General features: G+C 40.8%; 26 protein-coding genes and 1 pseudogene. 9 read left to right on the plus strand and 18 right to left on the minus strand.

Annotated elements, in window-relative coordinates:
- Positions 1–3 precede the first annotated feature (3 nt).
- The 9 genes from I2D69_RS09080 to I2D69_RS09120 all read right to left on the minus strand — a co-directional run bounded on the left by I2D69_RS09080 (position 4) and on the right by I2D69_RS09120 (position 5,689).
- Complete coding sequence (locus tag I2D69_RS09080) at positions 4–459, minus strand: hypothetical protein (protein WP_195379792.1); 456 nt, start codon at positions 457–459, stop codon at positions 4–6.
- Positions 456–2,555, minus strand: coding sequence for a ParB/RepB/Spo0J family partition protein (locus I2D69_RS09085; protein WP_207741805.1), 2,100 nt, complete (start codon positions 2,553–2,555; stop codon positions 456–458). Before I2D69_RS09085 ends, I2D69_RS09080 begins: the two co-directional genes overlap by 4 nt.
- Positions 2,531–3,337 (minus strand): ParA family protein, encoded by an 807-nt coding sequence (locus I2D69_RS09090; RefSeq protein ID WP_195379794.1) that lies wholly within the window; start codon positions 3,335–3,337, stop codon positions 2,531–2,533. Before I2D69_RS09090 ends, I2D69_RS09085 begins: the two co-directional genes overlap by 25 nt.
- Positions 3,338–3,355: 18 nt before the next feature.
- Entirely contained in the window at positions 3,356–3,580 is a 225-nt protein-coding gene (locus I2D69_RS09095) for a hypothetical protein (RefSeq protein WP_173771036.1), read from the minus strand.
- Positions 3,570–3,995, minus strand: a complete 426-nt coding sequence (locus I2D69_RS09100; protein ID WP_173771037.1) for a hypothetical protein — start codon at positions 3,993–3,995, stop codon at positions 3,570–3,572. The genes I2D69_RS09095 and I2D69_RS09100 overlap by 11 nt, the downstream gene beginning before the upstream one ends.
- 19 nt (positions 3,996–4,014) lie before the next feature.
- Positions 4,015–4,776, minus strand: coding sequence for a hypothetical protein (locus I2D69_RS09105; RefSeq protein WP_173771038.1), 762 nt, complete (start codon positions 4,774–4,776; stop codon positions 4,015–4,017).
- 169 nt (positions 4,777–4,945) lie between these two features.
- Positions 4,946–5,167, minus strand: coding sequence for a hypothetical protein (locus I2D69_RS09110; protein ID WP_173771039.1), 222 nt, complete (start codon positions 5,165–5,167; stop codon positions 4,946–4,948).
- Positions 5,168–5,188: 21 nt separating this feature from the next.
- Entirely contained in the window at positions 5,189–5,392 is a 204-nt protein-coding gene (locus I2D69_RS09115; RefSeq protein WP_173771040.1) for a hypothetical protein, read from the minus strand.
- A gap of 123 nt (positions 5,393–5,515) precedes the next feature.
- Positions 5,516–5,689, minus strand: coding sequence for a hypothetical protein (locus tag I2D69_RS09120; RefSeq protein ID WP_195409008.1), 174 nt, complete (start codon positions 5,687–5,689; stop codon positions 5,516–5,518).
- A gap of 124 nt (positions 5,690–5,813) precedes the next feature.
- Here I2D69_RS09120 and I2D69_RS09125 point away from each other — a divergent pair, with 124 nt between their 5' ends.
- Entirely contained in the window at positions 5,814–5,972 is a 159-nt protein-coding gene (locus I2D69_RS09125) for a hypothetical protein (protein WP_173771042.1), read from the plus strand.
- A 178-nt stretch (positions 5,973–6,150) separates the two neighbouring features.
- Here I2D69_RS09125 and I2D69_RS09130 read toward each other — a convergent pair whose 3' ends face one another.
- A complete protein-coding gene (locus I2D69_RS09130; RefSeq protein WP_173771043.1) occupies positions 6,151–6,297 on the minus strand; it encodes a hypothetical protein in 147 nt (48 codons plus the stop codon).
- 106 nt (positions 6,298–6,403) lie between these two features.
- On the opposite strand from I2D69_RS09130, the gene I2D69_RS09135 reads away from it, so the two are divergent.
- Positions 6,404–6,565, plus strand: a complete 162-nt coding sequence (locus tag I2D69_RS09135; RefSeq protein WP_173718578.1) for a hypothetical protein — start codon at positions 6,404–6,406, stop codon at positions 6,563–6,565.
- Here I2D69_RS09135 and I2D69_RS09140 read toward each other — a convergent pair.
- Both I2D69_RS09140 and I2D69_RS09145 read right to left on the minus strand, forming a co-directional pair.
- The gene (locus I2D69_RS09140) at positions 6,530–6,883 is read right to left on the minus strand and encodes a hypothetical protein (protein WP_173718579.1); all 354 of its coding nucleotides are present in this window, start codon (positions 6,881–6,883) and stop codon (positions 6,530–6,532) included. The two genes, I2D69_RS09135 and I2D69_RS09140, sit on opposite strands and share 36 nt — an antisense overlap.
- A 51-nt stretch (positions 6,884–6,934) precedes the next feature.
- On the minus strand, positions 6,935–7,096 hold the full coding sequence (locus I2D69_RS09145; protein WP_173718580.1) for a hypothetical protein: 162 nt from the start codon (positions 7,094–7,096) through the stop codon (positions 6,935–6,937).
- Between the two features lie 117 nt (positions 7,097–7,213).
- On the opposite strand from I2D69_RS09145, the gene I2D69_RS09150 reads away from it, so the two are divergent.
- Positions 7,214–7,879, plus strand: coding sequence for a DUF4145 domain-containing protein (locus I2D69_RS09150; RefSeq protein ID WP_173771046.1), 666 nt, complete (start codon positions 7,214–7,216; stop codon positions 7,877–7,879).
- 326 nt (positions 7,880–8,205) lie between these two features.
- Positions 8,206–8,577 carry a helix-turn-helix transcriptional regulator gene (locus tag I2D69_RS09155; RefSeq protein ID WP_195379795.1) on the plus strand — a complete coding sequence of 124 codons (372 nt, stop codon included), beginning with the start codon at positions 8,206–8,208 and terminating at the stop codon, positions 8,575–8,577.
- A gap of 14 nt (positions 8,578–8,591) precedes the next feature.
- Here the strand turns inward: I2D69_RS09155 and I2D69_RS20450 are convergent, their stop codons facing one another.
- On the minus strand, positions 8,592–8,717 hold the full coding sequence (locus tag I2D69_RS20450; RefSeq protein ID WP_255610567.1) for a hypothetical protein: 126 nt from the start codon (positions 8,715–8,717) through the stop codon (positions 8,592–8,594).
- Between the two features lie 192 nt (positions 8,718–8,909).
- Here I2D69_RS20450 and I2D69_RS09160 point away from each other — a divergent pair, with 192 nt between their 5' ends.
- The 3 genes from I2D69_RS09160 (at position 8,910) to I2D69_RS09170 (ending at position 11,313) form a co-directional block, all read left to right on the plus strand.
- The gene (locus I2D69_RS09160; protein WP_173771047.1) at positions 8,910–9,683 is read left to right on the plus strand and encodes a type II toxin-antitoxin system PemK/MazF family toxin; all 774 of its coding nucleotides are present in this window, start codon (positions 8,910–8,912) and stop codon (positions 9,681–9,683) included.
- Between the two features lie 204 nt (positions 9,684–9,887).
- Positions 9,888–10,085 (plus strand): hypothetical protein, encoded by a 198-nt coding sequence (locus I2D69_RS09165; protein ID WP_173771048.1) that lies wholly within the window; start codon positions 9,888–9,890, stop codon positions 10,083–10,085.
- A gap of 163 nt (positions 10,086–10,248) precedes the next feature.
- A complete protein-coding gene (locus I2D69_RS09170) occupies positions 10,249–11,313 on the plus strand; it encodes a tyrosine-type recombinase/integrase (RefSeq protein ID WP_173771049.1) in 1,065 nt (354 codons plus the stop codon).
- 208 nt (positions 11,314–11,521) lie between these two features.
- Here the strand turns inward: I2D69_RS09170 and I2D69_RS09175 are convergent, their stop codons facing one another.
- Both I2D69_RS09175 and I2D69_RS09180 read right to left on the minus strand, forming a co-directional pair.
- Positions 11,522–12,532 carry a GGGtGRT protein gene (locus I2D69_RS09175; RefSeq protein WP_118581437.1) on the minus strand — a complete coding sequence of 337 codons (1,011 nt, stop codon included), beginning with the start codon at positions 12,530–12,532 and terminating at the stop codon, positions 11,522–11,524.
- Positions 12,533–12,559: 27 nt separating this feature from the next.
- Positions 12,560–13,252 (minus strand): iron-sulfur cluster assembly scaffold protein, encoded by a 693-nt coding sequence (locus I2D69_RS09180; RefSeq protein WP_118581434.1) that lies wholly within the window; start codon positions 13,250–13,252, stop codon positions 12,560–12,562.
- 271 nt (positions 13,253–13,523) lie between these two features.
- Here I2D69_RS09180 and I2D69_RS09185 point away from each other — a divergent pair, with 271 nt between their 5' ends.
- A complete protein-coding gene (locus tag I2D69_RS09185; protein WP_195379796.1) occupies positions 13,524–14,267 on the plus strand; it encodes a TraX family protein in 744 nt (247 codons plus the stop codon).
- A 59-nt stretch (positions 14,268–14,326) separates the two neighbouring features.
- Here the strand turns inward: I2D69_RS09185 and I2D69_RS20975 are convergent, their stop codons facing one another.
- A complete protein-coding gene (locus tag I2D69_RS20975; RefSeq protein ID WP_306797080.1) occupies positions 14,327–14,488 on the minus strand; it encodes a DUF6783 domain-containing protein in 162 nt (53 codons plus the stop codon).
- Between I2D69_RS20975 and I2D69_RS20980 the strand changes: the two are divergent.
- Positions 14,426–14,752, plus strand: a pseudogene (locus I2D69_RS20980) (DUF6783 domain-containing protein); the annotation flags it as partial. The gene I2D69_RS20975 and the pseudogene I2D69_RS20980 overlap by 63 nt on opposite strands.
- Positions 14,753–15,459: 707 nt before the next feature.
- Here I2D69_RS20980 and I2D69_RS09195 read toward each other — a convergent pair.
- The gene (locus I2D69_RS09195; protein ID WP_195379797.1) at positions 15,460–17,520 is read right to left on the minus strand and encodes a DNA topoisomerase; all 2,061 of its coding nucleotides are present in this window, start codon (positions 17,518–17,520) and stop codon (positions 15,460–15,462) included.
- Position 17,521: 1 nt separating this feature from the next.
- Positions 17,522–18,277: a formate/nitrite transporter family protein gene (locus I2D69_RS09200; RefSeq protein ID WP_118581426.1), complete on the minus strand. Its 756-nt coding sequence runs from the start codon at positions 18,275–18,277 to the stop codon at positions 17,522–17,524.
- Between the last annotated feature and the right edge of the window lie 57 nt (positions 18,278–18,334).

Consider the following 18,334-nt stretch of genomic DNA (forward strand, 5'->3'; position numbering starts at 1 on the left):
CTTTTACACCTTTTCTCTGTTAAGCCCCAGTTCTTCATAAATGTTATAATTGGCCAGATCTTCAAACTCTACTTCAATATCCATATCTCTTTTTGCATATTCATAAGCTTTCGCCACTCCTATGCGATTCACATACTCCATTGCTGATTTCCAATTATCCAGGAATTTTTTATTTGCTTTCGTGAATCCCCATGAAAACTTTATCGCGTAAATAGAGATGATTATATTTGTGATCGTTATATAGTCTTCTGCCCGTTCCAGTTTCTCCTGAGCTTCACGGATGCAGGCGTCCGTTGCCTGCTCCGTTATTTCATCCTCTCTCGCTTTCAGATAATTCTGCAGAATCATTGACTGCTGCCCTGTCAGTCCTGCAACCTGGCCAAGCTGCATCTTAAAGTTCAATTGGAGTCTGCATTTTTCCTGTTCTCTGGCCTTACGTCTCATTTCTGCCCTGTTCATTTGCTTTCCCTCTGTACTTCCTTTAAGAATTCAACCAATTCGCTTTCACTATTTGGGAATTTATTGTATCTTCCATGCTGTGTCCATTTAGGTATTCCTGATTTTCTTTCCGGTTCAGGTCCTCCGATCAAATGCATGTAATATGATTCTGTATTATCTGATACCCACTGGCTATGAACAGTATCCCGATCATATTCTTCTGCAATAAGTCTTGCGCCATTTGCAAAATCATATTTGTAGTACCTGACGCCAATATGTTCATCTGTATACCAAAGTCCCCAAGCTTTATAATTTCTCAGCCATTCTTTCCTCTGATCATTATTTCTCATCACCGGAAGTGGCAACTGCTCCATGACGTTCTTTCCGTCATCTTTATTTTCATCGTCCAGACAATCTCTCACCAGATTCTTGATTATTCTGAGTCCACCGGCAATGAGCTGATATTTCAATATCGTTCTTCCCGGAATTCCCTGATCAGCCACTGAAAGATAGTTTTTCAACTCTTCTTCGGCATCTTGCAGAATATCATCCATTGCAATCATTGATGGAACCGGAATATCTTTAAGCTCCGGTGGCCAAGCTTCTGGTATCAGTTCTATTATCTGCTGCTTTTCATCCACTATTTTCTTGTTTTCCGCTGCGTTTTCGCAGCGTTCGCAGTTGTCCGAATCGGACATATCTGATTCTTCAATAACAGGATCTTCCGGTACTATCCGTTTTTGATATTCTGCTGCCATGCGTTCTCTCGATACGTAGCAGACTTTTTCGCCCTGTTCATCGCAAAATACGAAATCATCTTCTTTCGGTCTTTGCACTGCTGCAAACTCCGTTCCCATTACTCTGAAACGCCTTGTATTACCTGTTCCCATGCCTTTATATGCATTTTCCAGGAATACATTTATTATCCTTGCTATGTCCGGCAGAAATACTTCGTTTGCATCATAGTATGGACATTCTTTTTGTGGTTCTGGCATAGGTGCAAGCTTCACCGCTTTTTGTTTCTTTCCATACTTCTCTATCAGTGTTTCAGCCAACTGCTGCCATGTAATCAACTTTTCATCCCCACTACCAGGATTAAACAGGATTCCATTTGATTTTCCCTGATAATTCAAATATCCATTTCTGATCCGCACATCATTGTATATAATGCTGAGCATATAAATGGACATGTTCTTATCCCGCCTTTGAATTCGTTCTGTTGTTGATTTCTTTAAGCTTTCAAAGAATCGTTCGATCTGAATGTCAACATCAATTACCGTTCCATCTTCCGGAGGTCTTCTTCGTCCAATTGCTTCATCAAGTGTCAGCTGTCCAGGAATCTGACGTCCTACTTCCTGTTTTTCTTTCAAAGCTTTAACCTCTGGGAGCGTAATTGTTTCATTCTTTTTGTACAACCCCAGAGCCTCATCCTGGTGTTTCTCATCCAGATCTGTCAGTTCCCTTGCCACAGATATATTGATGTTTCCATTTTGAAACTCTTGCATGAACTCCTGACTTAATTTTTTCTGGATTGCATGATATCTTTCTAACTGTGTCCCTGATGTTCCGAGAGTTGCCTGTACCATGCTTCTGGTTGTCCCCTGCAGGTCAACCAGATCACGAAGTTCCTTAATTACCTCTTCTGTGATAAGCGCCTCCTGCATTTTCTCCCAATCACTTTTTTCACGGAACCGGTTCGCCTGGATGATTCCCAGCTTATTGATCAGCTGTTCCACTTTTCCATCTTTATCTTCTGGGAACTTTTCTGTATTCAGATTCACTTTTGTATATTTACAGTTAATCTTCCGGAACTCTTCATGTCCCTCTTCCACAAGCATCCTGCAGCACATTGTCCTACAGTGCCCTGATATGATCCTGTCTTTACCATCCACGTCCTCGATCAGAACATCCTGCATAACCCCGAATAAAAGAATTGAGTTCTTCAATCCCTGCAGTTTCTCCGGATCTGTGGAATAGAAATTCTCTTTCGATGGCTCCAGTTCAAACACATCCCGATACACTGTATCACTGATATTCTCAGTCTCCGTGGGCTTTTTACGATTATTTACCATGTCGGCCAGATTGAATGCCATCAGGCTTCCCTCCCTTCCGTCCATTTATCCATCATAACTCCTGCTGCCACCAGATACTCTTTCACCAGGCATTCATAATCTTTTGCGGCTAAAGAACGCGCGGAATACAAAGGGATAGGTTTTCTTGCATAAGTACTCTCTGATACTTTTCTGGAATATCTTATCTTCGTCTTAAGCATTGGATACCCTGCTGCCTCTATCATTTCTGTTCCCTGTGCCTGTGCAAGGTTGTTTTTGTCATATTTTGTGATAAATACCCAGTAATTTTTCAATTCTGGGTTCAGTTCCTCTTTTGTATAACCAATCTGATTCACCAGTTCCGGAAGTCCTTCCGTTGTGTTATCATCAATTTCTACCGGAATCAAAACATCATCACAGGCTGTCAGAGCATTGATCGTTGATACGTTGATATCCGGTGCATTGTCAATTATGCAGAAATCATACTGATCAGCCACACATGCCAATGCATTTTTTATCCTATACTGCTGCGGTCGTGTCTGATCGAACATTACTTTCTGGTTAGCCATCAAAAGACGCATATTTGCCGGCAATACATCCATGTTATGGAATTCCGTATGTCTGATCAGTTTTTTCATCCAGTCTTCCGGGTGCCTTGCAGTCATGATCCGATCTATTCCTTCTCCATCCTGTGTTCTGCAGTTCAATCCTCTTGATGCATCTCCCTGCTTATCGTTATCCACAATAAGCACTTTATTTCCCTGGCTTGCCAGAATATAGGCAACACTATTGGTGGTAACGGTCTTGGCCACGCCACCCTTTAAATTAATCACTGCGATTGTTCTCATACTCTTCCTCTTTTCTTTTTATTTTTTCTTATGTGCCCTATTTCTCAATTTTCTGTCTGCTCTTTCCATCCAATCAGGCTTCCCACCTTCCGGTTCATTATCGAAATAGATTTCTCCATCATCATCTCTGTAATAGTGAAAGTGTATTCCTGATTTTGTTACTGTTCCAAGATACGTCATTGTCCTTGGATCCTGTTCTGTGCGCAGACTCCATCCTTTCCCCCACAGTTCTTCAGTTTCCACGTTTTATCATCTCCTCCTGGAGCCACTGTGAATATGAATGTGTACCGACTGACGAAGAAACCACCAACTTAAGCTGGTTGATAGGTCCATAAACCATTCTCCACTCGTCCGCATTCTTGATATCGTTTCCCTTTGTATCTTTGAAGCCACCTGCTGCCAGATCTGATATTTTCAGAACTCTGGATGCCACAAAGGTATCTTTCGTGTGTACACAGATCTCGCTGGAAGAATGAAATCTTGACAGTGCTTCCGCAAGCGCCTGCAGGTTGCACTGATGATATGTGCTTACCACACATCCAAATCCTTCCCTGGTCACGATCTGTCCATGATACATGATTTCAATCACGTATCCATATTTTCTCTGTATACATGCCTGGCACTGTTTATCCGTCTCCAGGTAAATGTTCACCTTCATGGTTCTAATCCTCTTCTCTTTAAATTCGTCTATTCAACTTGATCATGGTGTACCTGCGGTATTTATATCCGGTTACTGGGTTAATGCCTTCAAAGAATTCTGCTATGTAATAACCTTTTTTCATTTTTATGTCTTTTTGCCAGCGCACCAGTTTCTTTTTCTTAGGATCTGGAAGCGGCATATTTCTTGAATGACTGTAACTTGCTTCTTTGATTTTTGGTTTTGCAAGGGTTCCATCCTGTTTTACTTCTCTGGTTTTTTCATCCTTAGTGAGGTATGCGGCCAGCCTTCCAAAATCTTCCTCTGGGCATTTGCTCTTTTTTATTCTCGTTATGTAAACTCCACCATGCGGCCATGCCCTTTCAATTAAGCTGGCTGTAGTTCCAATATCATTTATAATAAAATGAATGTGCCAGGCTCCTTTTGTTCCTCTTTCGATATTGCGGATCCAGTAAAGTTTCTTTCCCGCCTTCTCATATATTTTTTTTATTTTCCCCATTGCATCTCGGAAATGTTTTTGAGCTGTTTGTATATCTGGAGGACGGTTTTCTGGTTTATATGTGTATGTGGCCCATATATCACCAGGAGAAAAATATTCCATTGCCAGAAGTCTTGCCTTTTTAATTTTGTTCCAATGATTTATCCTGTATATATCTTCTGGCGTTAGTTTTCTCTTTGGCTGTCTTTTCTTTCCGGGTGCTCCATACTTTCCATCATGGTTCTCTTCCACATACAATATATCCTCATCCCGTAAATGCCAGGTTTTTCGCAGTGTTCCCATACCATTAGGCTCCTAACTTTAATATCTTTATCAAGTACTAAACAGGGGAATTTCACCCCTGATTTTTCTTACATTCTTGACTTTTTAGTGGCCCAGTGATACTATGTAATTGGTTGATTACATATGGACCTGAGTCGATGCACCCCTTGCATCGGCTCTTTTCTTTAGTTTACATAACTTTCTTTTTTCTGATCTGTTCCAGCTCTTTTTCAACATCTTTTCCGCTATATTCCGCCAGAAGTTTTCCAGAAATGTTATAAGTCCATATAGACGACATCTTGATTGCTGTGCCGATCGGCAGCTTGCCCTGCTGCATTGCAACACGTACAAACTGTGGGGATGTATTGAGAATTGCAGCAGCTTCAGTTGTCAATATTTTTCCTGTGTTCATTTTTCGCATCCTGCTTTCTTATTATTCCATTGATAAATCCGTAATCGGTACATTTGAAATAACCTCTGATTGATCCTGCTGCCCCCATGTGATTTCGATTGTCATATGAATGCTCTTTCTGGTGTTTTTCACCTGTCTCTCCATTTTTCTAATGAGTTTGCTCAAGAAGCCATCCTGCAGTGCTATCTCATGAGGTATTTTGCATACGATTTTTATATGTTCCATCTTTACACCATCCTTTTCTTCCCATCACTTTTAACCAGCAGCTTTCGCTATAGCCAAAACTAATGCGATTATTGAAATTACTAATGAAATTGTTTGTAGCTTCATTCCAGGCTGTTTCTGAAGCTATAAAAAATCTTCGTAGCTAATTTTGACTAATTCACCAACTTTTGTGTCCTGTGCGATTTTTCTTTTTACATAATCTAAAATCGCATAGGATTGCTCTACAGATATTTCTTTTTTATGGAACATCTCAATTATTGCTTCACATATTTCATAGTTCTGTTTTTCTGCAAGCATAAATCCCATCTCATACCTCGCTTCCCTGTTACTTTTCCAATTACATTGACTTTTTATTTCTTTTCTCCTATTCTTTAGGTACAGGGCACTGGCATGCCCGAGTATTATGAAAGGAATTCTTTATATGACAATTCACGAAGTCATTGATCTGTTCAGTCACGAAATGATCAACGAAATCTATCACTCCTCCGCTGACGAACTTTCCAAGGATGAACTTGTCAATGCAGTACATGAAGTTGCTTCTACTGTCTTGAAAACTTATGAAGCGCAAACCAAGAGATAAGCAGCATGGCAGTTATTCTTATTGCAGTAAGGGTAACTGCCATTTTGGTTATTGCTTCTTTTTCTTCTCTGACAAGCTTTTGCGTCTGCTTCCAGATTCTGTCATCGTGATATCTTACAAATCCTTCAAGTGCAAATCTCCTGTCTCGGTCACTTTCCATCTTTTCACCTCGCTTCTGTTATCCTGCTTTCTGGGTTTCTACTTCCATTGCATCTCTGGCTCTCAGGAGTTCTGAGTTATTCTCCATCAACTTAAGACTTACAATATCCATCTGTTTCAGATTCTGTACGATTACTGTGATACGCTCTTTCTTTTCTTTGGTCATATTTTTCGCCTACCTTTCTGTCAAACTTGACTTTCTTTTTATTCTCTCCTATTCTTTAGGTACAGGGCACTGGCATGCCTGAGTATTATGAAAGGAGCAAGCTACCATGGATAAAAAACAAGCGCTTAAATCTATAGAACACTTTACTGAAGCTTCTCTTTCTGCCGTCTATGATGGCAACGCACCTGCTACCAAGTCTGATCTTCAAAAACTCAGATCCGACATTGCGCAACTAGCTAAAGAACTCTTGGATGCTTTTTCCAAGTAGTGTCTTTCCCCTGTTCTTTGGAGCAGGGGTAATTTCTATCATGCCAAGTGCTTCCAGACTTTTATAGCTATCTACAATTTGCATCTGAGCTACTCGCATATTTCCCAAGATCTTATCCATTTCAAATCCATCTACCTCAAATTTCTTTTCAATACTTCCATCTGCTGAATATTTGAATTTAATTTCTGTCAGAGTACTAAGCTGTCCTGCAAGATCTATTATTTTATTTTTCTTTTCTTCAATGTTCTCTAATGTTTTCTCTATTTCTCTGACATCTTTGATTTCTCCTGCATTAATTCTAAATCCAAATAATTTCATTTCTTTCTCACCTCGCTTTCTTTTTCGTTTGAATACAGTATAGTTGCTTCTTTATCCAGCTTTCTTTCCATCATCTTTTATACTCATAACCGCTTCCAACATCATCCCGAACACAGTTCGCTGACTTCCTTCATCCAAATAAGGAGCCATTTTAATAATGTTGTCTAAAGGATTATCTGTCATGTTGATTTCTGGGATTGTTTTAACTTTCATTCTCTCGCCTCTCTTTCTCATGTTGGTTATAAATGTAGCATTGACTTTTTTTCTCTTTTTTCTTATTCTTAGATTATTAGGTACTGGCATGCCTAAATCTTACCTAAGGAGGTTTTTATGAAATTCATTACTAAATCTGCATCTTCCTTCTACTCTTCCTTTTCGTTTAAATATCAAAAGCCTGCAATCTGTCCGCATTGTGGTTTTGGAACTGACGCTATTGTGAAAGAAAAAGATTATTATTCTTTCAATGATGGCCGTTTGCTCATATCTGTTTGCGAATGCACTGCCTGTCATAAATTTTTCTTTTTCGCCTGCGAAAACCCTGGAACAAATACAGATGATGCTCCAATGGTCTGTATGTATCCTTCTACTCAAATTGAGCCATACAAAAACGAAAATTTAGCCGCTATATCAGAACGTTTTATTGACATGTACAACCAGGCATTGCAAGCTGAATACAATCAAAATTTCGAATTAGCTGCTATAGGTTTCCGTTCCTCGCTTGAAATTTTGGTAAAAGATTATGCAATACAAGAACTTGGAGAACCCGCTGAAACCGTTGCTAAACAATCCCTTTGTAACGCTATTGCTACATACCTTCAGCAAGCAGATCTTGTTAATACTGCCGATGTTGTCCGTATCCTTGGCAATGATTACACTCATTACAAAAGAAAATACCCAGAGCATGATTTTGTGCTTCTAAAAAAATATATGGAGATCTTCTTATCTCAAATAGAAGTCAAATACATGATCAAACATCCGCCGGTTGCTCGTTCTTAGTTGTATGCGAATCTCTTTCAGCTAACAATTGACCTTCCAGGCTCCAATACTGTACAACCTGTCTGGATAGATCATCCAGTGTTCCTTTCCCTCTATTACTTTTTGTTTCAATTACTTGTATAACTCTTGCACTGTCAGTGCCATTTGGTCTGACAGTGTTTTTTTTACCTTCCATGTCTTCTCACCTCGCTCTCTTGTTGGTATATTTCAATTATATGTTGGTTAATCTCTTTTGTCAACAACATTTTTGTAATTAACCAACATTTTCTTCTTGATTTACTTTTTCCAATATGCTATTATGAATTCATCAGAAAGGAGGATCGGATATGAATGAGCGAATTAAAGCTCTACGAAAAAGGCTCGGCTTAACTCAACAAGCCTTTGCTGATAGGTTAAAAATAGCCAGAGGAAACATCGGTGCATATGAAGTAGGGAAAAACGCACCAAGCGATGCTGTAATTTCTTTAATATGTAAAGAATTCAATGTAAATGAAATTTGGCTTCGAACTGGGGAAGGCGGGGATGACAATATGTTCACTAAGATGGATGAGGATGACCGCTATTCCATTAATCTTGGAAAGCTCAGTAAAACAGAAAACCAAATGGCAAGAAATATGCTGAATGCTATTGCAGAAGCTTCTCCAGAGAAGTTAAAACATATCGAAGAATTTATGAAAGCTTGCCTGGGCATAGAATAAGAAAAGAGCCAACCTCAATGGTCGGCCCCTATCATGGTAATTATTATTAAGTAGATCCGCCTCAGAACGGATTCTTCTTTAATCAAGTTTACCAACTCAATTATTTTGCCCTTGTACTCTTCTTTATCATTCTTCATCATATGTATAACCCCTCCGTTCTCGTTTGTTCGAACGTTTGTTTGTTTTTAATATACACCATTTATATTTGAAGTGCAATATATTTCACAAACATTTGTTCGTTCAGCATTATCTTTTATACTTATTATACGATAAACAGAGGGATTAATTTGCTTCGGCGTTTTAATAAAATCTAACCCTAAGGAGGTGGTCGATTGTCTCGTCCTATAACCAAAGAGGATGTTATCCAAAACAAAAAGAAGGCCATAAGATCCATGAACAACATACTTGAAGCGTTAATCAATGATTCCTCTAATAAACATTTGAAGAAAGCTGATTTAATTTCTTATTGGCTGCAGAGCTATGCCGAGTTCATCCGTTTTGAGGAAAAATTTAATCCATCAAAACTATTGGCGTATACACGTGGCGATATTATTCGTGTTAATTTTGGTTTTCGCGTGGGTGCCGAATTAGGGGGCTTGCACTATGCTGTTGTATTGGATAAAAAAAATCCTCATAATGCTAATACTCTCATGGTTGTCCCTTTATCTTCCATTAAGCCAAATAAGGCAGTTCATGAGCGTGATTTGTCACTTGGTACTGAATTTTATAGCCTTGTATCTACTAGATTTGGCCGACAACTGATTGATGCCAAAACCAAATTAAGCGAATTTCGTTCACTCTATGAGGTTTTTGCAAAAATACCAGAGTCTCAACAAACGGCAGAAGTAACAAATGCTTTGAATAATCTCACAGAGCAAATAGGAGAGCTTGAAAAGACAATCTTTTTGCTAGAAAGAGATAAATTTGAAATTGAAAATATGAAAACAGGAAGTATTGCGAAAATTGAGCAAATCACTGCAATTAGCAAAATGCGTATTTATACTCCCAAAAAGGCGGCTGATTTCTTATCCGGTATCCGTCTTTCAGCGAACACAATGTCTCGCATTAATAAAAAAATAAAAGAATTTTATATTTTTGATGAATAAGTCTTGACTATGAGGCATATACTGAATTATAATAACTTCACAAAACAATTGTTTTGTATAATTGCGCCTACAGGGCATTAATAGAAGATTGAAGTTATTATTGTGAAGACCTCGTAGAAATACGGGGTCTTTTACGTTATAAACAAAACCGCCTCAGTGTTACCTGCGCCAGAGTGGCACATTTTTTGAAAGGATGTGATTATCATGCTCCAGGCCTCATTACGTGAAAGCAAACTTCTGTTGAATAATCATGTTGATGCTCCTGAGTACTGGCATAATAAAATCGAGGAAATAGAGCCTGATGAAGTCGATCTAATGTTATTAGATGAAATCCGTAAGAATCCTGAGTGTCACGAATTTGTTTCTCAGGAAGAGCTGATGAAAGAACTTGAAATGAACTAAATAAAAATCGCCCCAGTGTTACCAGCACCAGAGCGATCTGTTGAATAATTTGCAGTGTAAAGAAAACTGCTATAATCATTCCATAGCAAGATTATTATAGCACTTTTCTTTACACCTGCAAAGGTGTATTTTTTATACTCTTTTTTAGAAGAAAGGTGATGTTATGAAACTTCCAAATGGATTCGGATCTATATATAAACTATCTGGCAAACGACGGCGGCCATGGGTAGCTGCAAAAACCTTCGGATGGCAATTTGATGAGGAGGGACAACGAATCAAACAGAAGAGGCAAGTAATCGGATATTTTGCTACCCGGCAGGAAGCTATGACCGCCCTGGTACAATACAATGAAAATCCTTACGATCTGGATTCTAATAAAATAACTTTTTCTGAAGTATACGAAAAATGGTCGGACAAGTATTTTCCAACTCTGGGTAATCCCTCCAGTATCCGAACAATCACTGCGTCCTACAAGTACTGTTCTTCCCTTTATGATATGCGAATGAAAGATATCCGAGTCGAGCATCTGGAGGGAGCTATCAAGGATGCTGATGTTGGATCCAGCACCAAAGGACGAATGAAGAGCCTCTTTAATCTCATGTACAAATGGGCTATGAAACATGATCTTGTGGATAAAAACTATGCTGCTTTATGCGATGGTGTGAAACGAGAACGTCCGAAGATCGTCCGCATTCCTTTCTCTGATCAGGAAATTACAGCTCTTATAGAGCATCCTGAAATACCATTTGCAGATATGATCCTGATCGGGATTTATTCCGGCTGGCGTCCTCAGGAGCTGGCAGTTCTGAAAATTGCAGATGTGGATCTGGATAACATGACATATACTGGCGGACTGAAAACCGATGCTGGCCGTAACCGTCTAGTTCCAATTCATCCACTGGTTGCTGATCTAGTTCGTAAAAATTACGAAAATGCAGTTAATATGGGAAGCGATTATCTTTTCAATGATCCAGACGGCCAACAAGGCACTCACCTTACATATGATAAATATCGCGGACGCTTCAAAAAAGTCATGTCCAGGCTTGGAATGGATCACAAACCTCATGACACCCGACATACTTTTATTACAAAAGCCAAAGATGTGGATATGAATGAATACATTTTGAAAATGATCGTTGGGCATGAAATCGCTGATATCACAGAAAAAGTTTATACCCACCGTACTGTGGAAGATTTGAAAAGAGAAATGGAAAAGATAACAAAATGATTAGCAGCAGGCATTGTCCTGCTGTTTTTTCGCGGTAAAATTGTTAGCTACGTGTTAGCTACGTCTGTTAGCTACTTGTTAGCTACTTGTTAGCTACCGTCATTTTTTCATGTGTTTTCATACTGTTTTGAGCAAATTTCCGAAAACTAAAAAAATGCCGTAAACTCTTGAGTTTACGGCATTTTCAACGCTTTTACACTTTATGGAATTAGAACTTACCAGCCTTAGCAGCTTCCTCTACAGAAACAGCTACAGCAACAGTAGCACCAACCATCGGGTTGTTACCCATTCCGATAAGACCCATCATCTCAACGTGAGCCGGTACGGAAGAGGATCCAGCGAACTGTGCATCAGAGTGCATACGTCCCATAGTATCTGTCATACCGTAGGAAGCAGGACCTGCTGCCATGTTGTCTGGGTGAAGAGTACGTCCTGTACCACCGCCGGAAGCAACGGAGAAGTATTTTTTACCCTGCTCGATACATTCTTTCTTGTATGTACCTGCAACCGGATGCTGGAAACGAGTCGGGTTAGTGGAGTTACCAGTGATGGAAACACCAACGTTCTCGTGATGCATGATAGCAACACCTTCCTGAACATCATCTGCACCGTAGCATTTTACAGTAGCACGAAGTCCGTTTGAATATGGCTTCTCATAGATTACGTTTAATTTAGCTTCTTTGTAATCGTATTTTGTCTCAACAAATGTGAATCCGTTGATACGGGAAATGATCTGGGCAGCATCTTTTCCAAGTCCGTTCAGGATAACACGTAATGGTTTCTGACGTACTTTGTTTGCTTTCTCAGCGATACCGATAGCACCCTCAGCAGCTGCGAAAGACTCATGTCCTGCTAAGAAGCAGAAGCACTCTGTCTCTTCCTCAAGGAGCATTTTACCAAGATTTCCATGTCCAAGACCTACTTTTCTGTGGTCAGCAACAGATCCAGGAATACAGAAAGCCTGAAGTCCTTCTCCGATAGCTGCAGCAGCGTCAGCAGCTCTCTTGCAGCCTTTCTTGATCGCGATTGCAGCACCTACTGTGTAAGCCCATGCAGCATTCTCAAAGCAGATCGGCTGAATTTTCTTAACCTGGTCATATACATCAAGACCAGCGTCTTTTGTGATTTTCTCAGCTTCTTCGATAGAGCTGATTCCATAGCTATTTAATACAGAATTGATCTGAGCAATTCTTCTCTCATATCCTTCAAATAATGCCATTTCTGTTCGTCTCCTTTCGCTTGTGGCTTACTCTTTTCTTGGGTCAATAATCTTAACAGCATCAGCTACACGGCCATACTGACCTTTTGCCTTCTCCCATGCAGTGTTAGGATCATCACCTTTTTTGATAAAGTCAGTCATTTTTCCAAGAGAAACGAACTGATATCCGATTACTTCGTTGTCTTCGTCAAGAGCAATACCTGTTACATAGCCCTCTGCCATTTCCAGGTAACGAACTCCTTTTTCCTTGGTAGCGTACATTGTACCAACCTGGGAACGAAGGCCTTTACCAAGGTCCTCAAGACCTGCACCAACAGCAAGACCGTCATCAGAGAAAGCACTCTGAGTACGTCCGTAAACGATCTGAAGGAACAGTTCTCTCATTGCTGTATTGATTGCATCACAGACAAGGTCTGTATTTAATGCTTCAAGAATTGTCTTACCCTGAAGAACCTCTGCTGCCATAGCTGCAGAATGTGTCATACCGGAGCATCCGATTGTCTCAATAAGGGCTTCCTCGATTACACCATTCTTAACATTTAAGGACAGTTTACAGGCACCCTGCTGAGGAGCACACCAGCCTACACCATGTGTAAAACCAGAGATATCTTCAATTTTCTTTGCATGGACCCACTGGCCTTCTTCCGGGATCGGAGCTGGCTCATGTTTTGCACCCTTAGCTACTGGGCACATGTTTTCAACTTCAGTAGTGTAAATCATTTTAAGACTCCTTTCAGTGTTGATTACTTAATCGTTGTTAAAGACCTAACAACCTAGTGTTATTTTCTCACAAAATTCTTCATTCGTCTAGTCATATTTTGCAAAATTTACGAAAAAATTGTCGGTACCATTTATTGGACTTGTCTTGTAGGAATTTTATTTTCATGATAAACTACATAAGAACATTCCGATCACAGCTGCCGCCCGGAACTTTCATAGCCAAAAGTATCCAGCAATACTCTATATTCAGAACAGGAGGACTTACATAGATATGTCATTGCAAACTTCAACTTCTTTTATGCCCGAAAAACTGAGAATCCTAAGCGGAAGTGCCCTGAAGATGCTGGCTATGGCGATTATGCTGATCGACCATACCGCTTCTTTCCTTCTGCGTCACTACCCGCCAGCCATTGCGCCCTGGTTTCAAATAGGCAGCACCACTTATTCCCTATACCGGGTAATGCGTGACGTGGGGCGTGCAGCTTTCCCTATTTTCTGTTTCCTGCTTGTGGAAGGATTTCTTCACACCCATAACCGCTTTAAATATGGAAGAAATCTTCTGATTTTCGCCTGTATTTCAGAAATTCCATGGAATTTTGCACAAAATGGCACTCTGCTGTATCCAGATAAGCAGAACGTTTTTTTCACCTTATTTCTGGGATATCTTGCATTCTGCCTGGTCGAACACTTTGAAAAAAATGCTTCCATGCAGCTTTTCTGCATGTTGTTGCTTCTTGCAGTCTCCTATTTTCTCAAAGCAGATTACGGATATAAAGGCTTTGTATTTCTCCTGATCATGTACTGGCTGCATCAGCACAAATCTGCACAGGCAGTTATTGGAAGCTGCTGGCTGATCTATGAATGGAAGGCTTGCTTTGCTTTTATTCCTTTGAATATGTACAATGAAAAACGGGGATTTATTCAGGGGAAATGGGTAAAATACCTCTTCTATGCTTTTTATCCGGTACATATTGCTATACTGACCGTAATCCGCAAGATGTGGTTTGGAATTTAGAACAGCTATGATATAAAAATCATTTATGGACATGTCCAGAAAAAACGGCTTGACAGAATTCATTTTCTGCCAAGCCATTTTATTATACTAGAGCCTGTTTGAAAAATCATTCCCGCAATCTGCACGCCCCACTTTGCGGGAGATTTCACCCGAATTCGGTTGCCGTAGCCCGCTACGGCGCCCTCATCCGGGCGAAATCTCCCACAAATTGTGACGCACATCTTGCAGAAAGCCTTTTTCAAACACGCTCTAGTCTAATTCTTTGTTACAATCTCGTCTTTATTCTTATAAATGCTGTTTGCCGGAACGCATCCACGTACTGGAGAAAGCGGATAAATGTTAGTGTTTCTTCCAATCACAGTTCCCGGATTCAGAACCGAACCACAGCCAACTTCTACATGATCTGCCAGCATGGCACCAAACTTCTTAAGTCCTGTCTCAATCTTCTCCTCGCCGTCTTTTACAACAACCAATTTCTTGTCTGACTTTACATTGGAGCAGATGGAACCTGCACCCATATGGGATTTGTAACCCAGTACAGCGTCTCCTACATAATTGTAATGGGGAACCTGCACATTGTTAAAAAGGACTACATTCTTAAGCTCTGTGGAGTTTCCCACTACACAGCCCTCTCCTACAAGAGCTTTGCCGCGGATAAATGCACAGTGGCGCACTTCTGTATTCTTGCCGATGATGGCTGGTCCGTTAATGCAGGCGGTAGGTGCAACCTTGGCAGATTTCGCAATCCAGATATCCCCCTCCAGATAGTCATATTCATCTGGATCCAATGTTTTTCCCAATTTCACAATGAAATCACCAATCTCCGGAAGAACTTCCCACGGATAGGTTTTCCCCTGGAAAAGCTCTCCTGCGATGGTCTGGGTCATATCCAGCATGTTTGCGATGGTAAAATCTTTTAACATAATACATCCTCCTCATATAAATCTAATTTAATGATACCAGTGTCAAAAGGTCAAAAAGCTGTTCGTGCTTGCACGATAAGGCTTTTGAACTTGGGACACGCCAAATATGAGAAAGTAGCGATTTACGCAGTAAATCAGCGGATTTCGAATATTTGGAGGATTGCGGGAGCAGCGTAGCTGCGTAGCAATCCGGGTATCAAATGAGTGTCAAAAGACCTTTTGACACTCATATCATTTAATGAATGATTTCCTTTATTCCCCAATCTGTATCAGAGCGTGTTCTGCCTTTTTTTCATAGCAGTTTCCCGCTCCGGCTTCTTATAAAACTGCGCAGCTGCATCAAAAAACTGCCTCAGCGCATACTGAAAATGACTGTCCTCCACCTGTTTGGTACGAATCCTTACAAAGTGCTCCAGCTTATCCATATATTCCTGCTCTGTAATAGATCCCTCTGCTACATAGGTAAGTCCCTTCTCCCAGCTGGCAGTCAGTTCCGGGTTCAGAAGCTGACGGATAGAACAGTTTACCACATCATAAATCATTTCCCCCTGAAGGGTAGGTGTGATCACCTGGGTTTTCTTATTCAGAGACAGATATCTGATATTAAACAGCTTCTTCAAAATCTCTGCTCTGGTGGCGCTGGTACCAATTCCGCTTCCCTTGATCTGTGAACGAAGATCCTCATCCTCGATCAGCTGGCCTGCATTCTCCATTGCCAGGATCATAGAACCGGAATTGTATCGTTTCGGTGGAGATGTCTCTCCTTCCTTGATACCAAGACCATTTATGTTTAGTATATCACCCTTTTTCAGTTTCTGCAATGCAGCTAACAAAGCTTCGTCGCAGGAAACCTCACCTTCTCCTTCACTTTCGGGAGTTTTTCCGGAAGCTTCTGCCATACTCTTTTTTGCAAAAGAATTTGCAGCAATCTTCAGATACCCTTCACTAAGCAAAACTTTAAAAGAAGAAAAGAAAGATTCATTCTCCATTTTCGTCACAAGGCTTACCTTCTGATAAACAGCCGGTGGATAAAAAATGCTTAAAAATCGTCTCACAATCGTCTCATACACCCGCTGTGCCGTCAGAGAAAGTCCCTTTAGTGCGCCAAGTCCCTGGCCAGTAGGAATAATAGCATAATGGTCTGTAATCTGTTTGTCATTGGTGTAACGTGTCTTCGCGATATTTTTATATGCGCCAAGCTCTAACGCACCTTGCGCAGCTTCCCCGGCCTGAGGATAATTCCGAAGCCCGGAAATATTCTTATAAATCTCCTTTGCCACAGCTGTCGATAAAACTCTGGCATCTGTTCTGGGATATGTGACCAGTTTCTTTTCATAAAGATCCTGCACAATGGAAAGAGTCTCATCCGGACTGATCTTGAACAGTTTGGAACAGACATTCTGAAGCTCTGCCAGATTAAACAGAAGAGGCGGATTCTTATTTTCCTTCTTTCGCTCAATCTTCTCCACCGTACATATAAGAGGCTGCTGTGTACTTAATTCACAGATCAGCTTCTGGGCATCTTCTTTTTTCTTAAAACCATTTTCTTTATATAAAACAGGGGACTGGAAATAGCGGCTGCCTTCTACAGCTCTCCACTCTCCTTCAAAGCTTTCTCCTTCAAGAGCAATGCTGCTCACAACTCTGTAAAAAGGTGTTTTCACAAATGCGCGGATTTCCCGCTCGCGGCGAACTACCATCCCAAGGACACAGGTCATAACCCGTCCAACGGAAATTGCCTGGTATTTGCCTCCAAGATAATTGGTTACGCTGTTTCCATAACGCAAAGTCAGTACACGTGAGAAATTAATTCCCATCAGATAATCTTCTTTTGCCCGAAGATAGGCGGCTGCGGCAAGGTTATCATATTCTGAGATGTCCTTTGCCTCACGGATTCCCCGAAGAATCTCTTCTTCAGTCTGGGAGTCGATCCACACACGCTTCTGCGTCCTGTCCTTCACTCCCGCCATCTGTGCTACCAGGCGGTAAATATATTCACCTTCACGCCCGGAGTCGGTACACACATAAATGGTATCAATATCAGGTCTGTTTAAAAGCCCTTTCACGATCTGGAACTGTTTTTCCACGCCAGGTATCACTTCGTATTTAAAATCATGCGGCAAAAAAGGCAGGGTATCTAAACTCCACCTTTTGTATTTCATATCATATTTCTCAGGATAGCTCATGGTGACCAGATGTCCCACACACCAGGTCACCACGCAGGTATCAGACTCGATATAGCCATCCCGTCTTTGTCCGCCAGATTTTAAAGCTTTCGCAAATTCCTGAGCCACGCTGGGCTTCTCTGCTATGTATAAAGCTTTTGACATATTATTTATCTGCGCTCATCTTTCTTAATGGCCATGCCAGTAAAAGAGCACCTCCCACCATATTTCCAATGGTTACGATCAGCATACTCTTCAGCATGAGACCAACGGAAAGGCCATCTACCAGACCAAGGCTTACTACAAAAATTCCCATGTTTGCAATGCAGTGCTCAAATCCGCTGAAAACGAATGCAGAGATACACATTACGATCATAAGGAATTTACCGGTTTCACTTTTCAGCTTAATTCCGCAGAGTACACCAAGACATACGAAGAAGTTACACAAAATTGCACGCATGAACATCTGTCCCATAGGGATCGTCAGCTTGTTGTTAATAAAGCCTGCGAAATAATCTGCTGAGCCGGATGCACCTGCTCCTACAAAAAGAAGTGCCATAATTGCACATCCAACGAAATTGCCAAGGTAGCTTACCAGCCATACCTTGCCTGCATCCCCCCAGGATACACTCTTGTCGAAAGCGCCGAATGCCATTACCATGTTATTACCGGTAAACAGCTCGCCGCCAACCAGGCTGATCAGAAGAACAGCAATGGAGAACACTACAGCTCCAAGAAACTTGCCCCAGGCAGGATCTGATCCTGAAAATACACTTCCTATAACATTGCTGTAAATAACTGCCACATCAATAAAGAAACCAGCCATTACAGCCCGAAGAAAGTACTTCAGGAAATTGCCGTTCAGCAGCCCGATTTTGTTTTTGGCTGCGTTTGAAAGTTTTTGCACATCTTCATAGTTCATAAAAAACACCTCCGTATTGTTTTTTACAATTATAACACTTTGATGTATTTTTCACAA

The organism is Ruminococcus sp. D54t1_190329_F1 (assembly GCF_015551645.1).
GTDB classification, from domain to species: Bacteria; Bacillota; Clostridia; order Lachnospirales; family Lachnospiraceae; genus Blautia_A; species Blautia_A faecis.

Coding starts and splice junctions, on each gene's coding strand:
- I2D69_RS09080 (WP_195379792.1), bottom strand. CDS start 459: ATGAACAGGGCAGAAATGAGACGTAAGGCCAGAGAACAGGAAAAATGC.
- I2D69_RS09085 (WP_207741805.1), bottom strand. CDS start 2,555: ATGGACGGAAGGGAGGGAAGCCTGATGGCATTCAATCTGGCCGACATG.
- I2D69_RS09090 (WP_195379794.1), bottom strand. CDS start 3,337: ATGAGAACAATCGCAGTGATTAATTTAAAGGGTGGCGTGGCCAAGACC.
- I2D69_RS09100 (WP_173771037.1), bottom strand. CDS start 3,995: ATGAAGGTGAACATTTACCTGGAGACGGATAAACAGTGCCAGGCATGT.
- I2D69_RS09105 (WP_173771038.1), bottom strand. CDS start 4,776: ATGGGAACACTGCGAAAAACCTGGCATTTACGGGATGAGGATATATTG.
- I2D69_RS09110 (WP_173771039.1), bottom strand. CDS start 5,167: ATGAACACAGGAAAAATATTGACAACTGAAGCTGCTGCAATTCTCAAT.
- I2D69_RS09115 (WP_173771040.1), bottom strand. CDS start 5,392: ATGGAACATATAAAAATCGTATGCAAAATACCTCATGAGATAGCACTG.
- I2D69_RS09120 (WP_195409008.1), bottom strand. CDS start 5,689: ATGCTTGCAGAAAAACAGAACTATGAAATATGTGAAGCAATAATTGAG.
- I2D69_RS09125 (WP_173771042.1), top strand. CDS start 5,814: ATGACAATTCACGAAGTCATTGATCTGTTCAGTCACGAAATGATCAAC.
- I2D69_RS09130 (WP_173771043.1), bottom strand. CDS start 6,297: ATGACCAAAGAAAAGAAAGAGCGTATCACAGTAATCGTACAGAATCTG.
- I2D69_RS09135 (WP_173718578.1), top strand. CDS start 6,404: ATGGATAAAAAACAAGCGCTTAAATCTATAGAACACTTTACTGAAGCT.
- I2D69_RS09140 (WP_173718579.1), bottom strand. CDS start 6,883: ATGAAATTATTTGGATTTAGAATTAATGCAGGAGAAATCAAAGATGTC.
- I2D69_RS09145 (WP_173718580.1), bottom strand. CDS start 7,096: ATGAAAGTTAAAACAATCCCAGAAATCAACATGACAGATAATCCTTTA.
- I2D69_RS09150 (WP_173771046.1), top strand. CDS start 7,214: ATGAAATTCATTACTAAATCTGCATCTTCCTTCTACTCTTCCTTTTCG.
- I2D69_RS09155 (WP_195379795.1), top strand. CDS start 8,206: ATGAATGAGCGAATTAAAGCTCTACGAAAAAGGCTCGGCTTAACTCAA.
- I2D69_RS20450 (WP_255610567.1), bottom strand. CDS start 8,717: ATGATGAAGAATGATAAAGAAGAGTACAAGGGCAAAATAATTGAGTTG.
- I2D69_RS09165 (WP_173771048.1), top strand. CDS start 9,888: ATGCTCCAGGCCTCATTACGTGAAAGCAAACTTCTGTTGAATAATCAT.
- I2D69_RS09170 (WP_173771049.1), top strand. CDS start 10,249: ATGAAACTTCCAAATGGATTCGGATCTATATATAAACTATCTGGCAAA.
- I2D69_RS09175 (WP_118581437.1), bottom strand. CDS start 12,532: ATGGCATTATTTGAAGGATATGAGAGAAGAATTGCTCAGATCAATTCT.
- I2D69_RS09180 (WP_118581434.1), bottom strand. CDS start 13,252: ATGATTTACACTACTGAAGTTGAAAACATGTGCCCAGTAGCTAAGGGT.
- I2D69_RS09185 (WP_195379796.1), top strand. CDS start 13,524: ATGTCATTGCAAACTTCAACTTCTTTTATGCCCGAAAAACTGAGAATC.
- I2D69_RS20975 (WP_306797080.1), bottom strand. CDS start 14,488: ATGTGCGTCACAATTTGTGGGAGATTTCGCCCGGATGAGGGCGCCGTA.
- I2D69_RS09195 (WP_195379797.1), bottom strand. CDS start 17,520: ATGTCAAAAGCTTTATACATAGCAGAGAAGCCCAGCGTGGCTCAGGAA.
- I2D69_RS09200 (WP_118581426.1), bottom strand. CDS start 18,277: ATGAACTATGAAGATGTGCAAAAACTTTCAAACGCAGCCAAAAACAAA.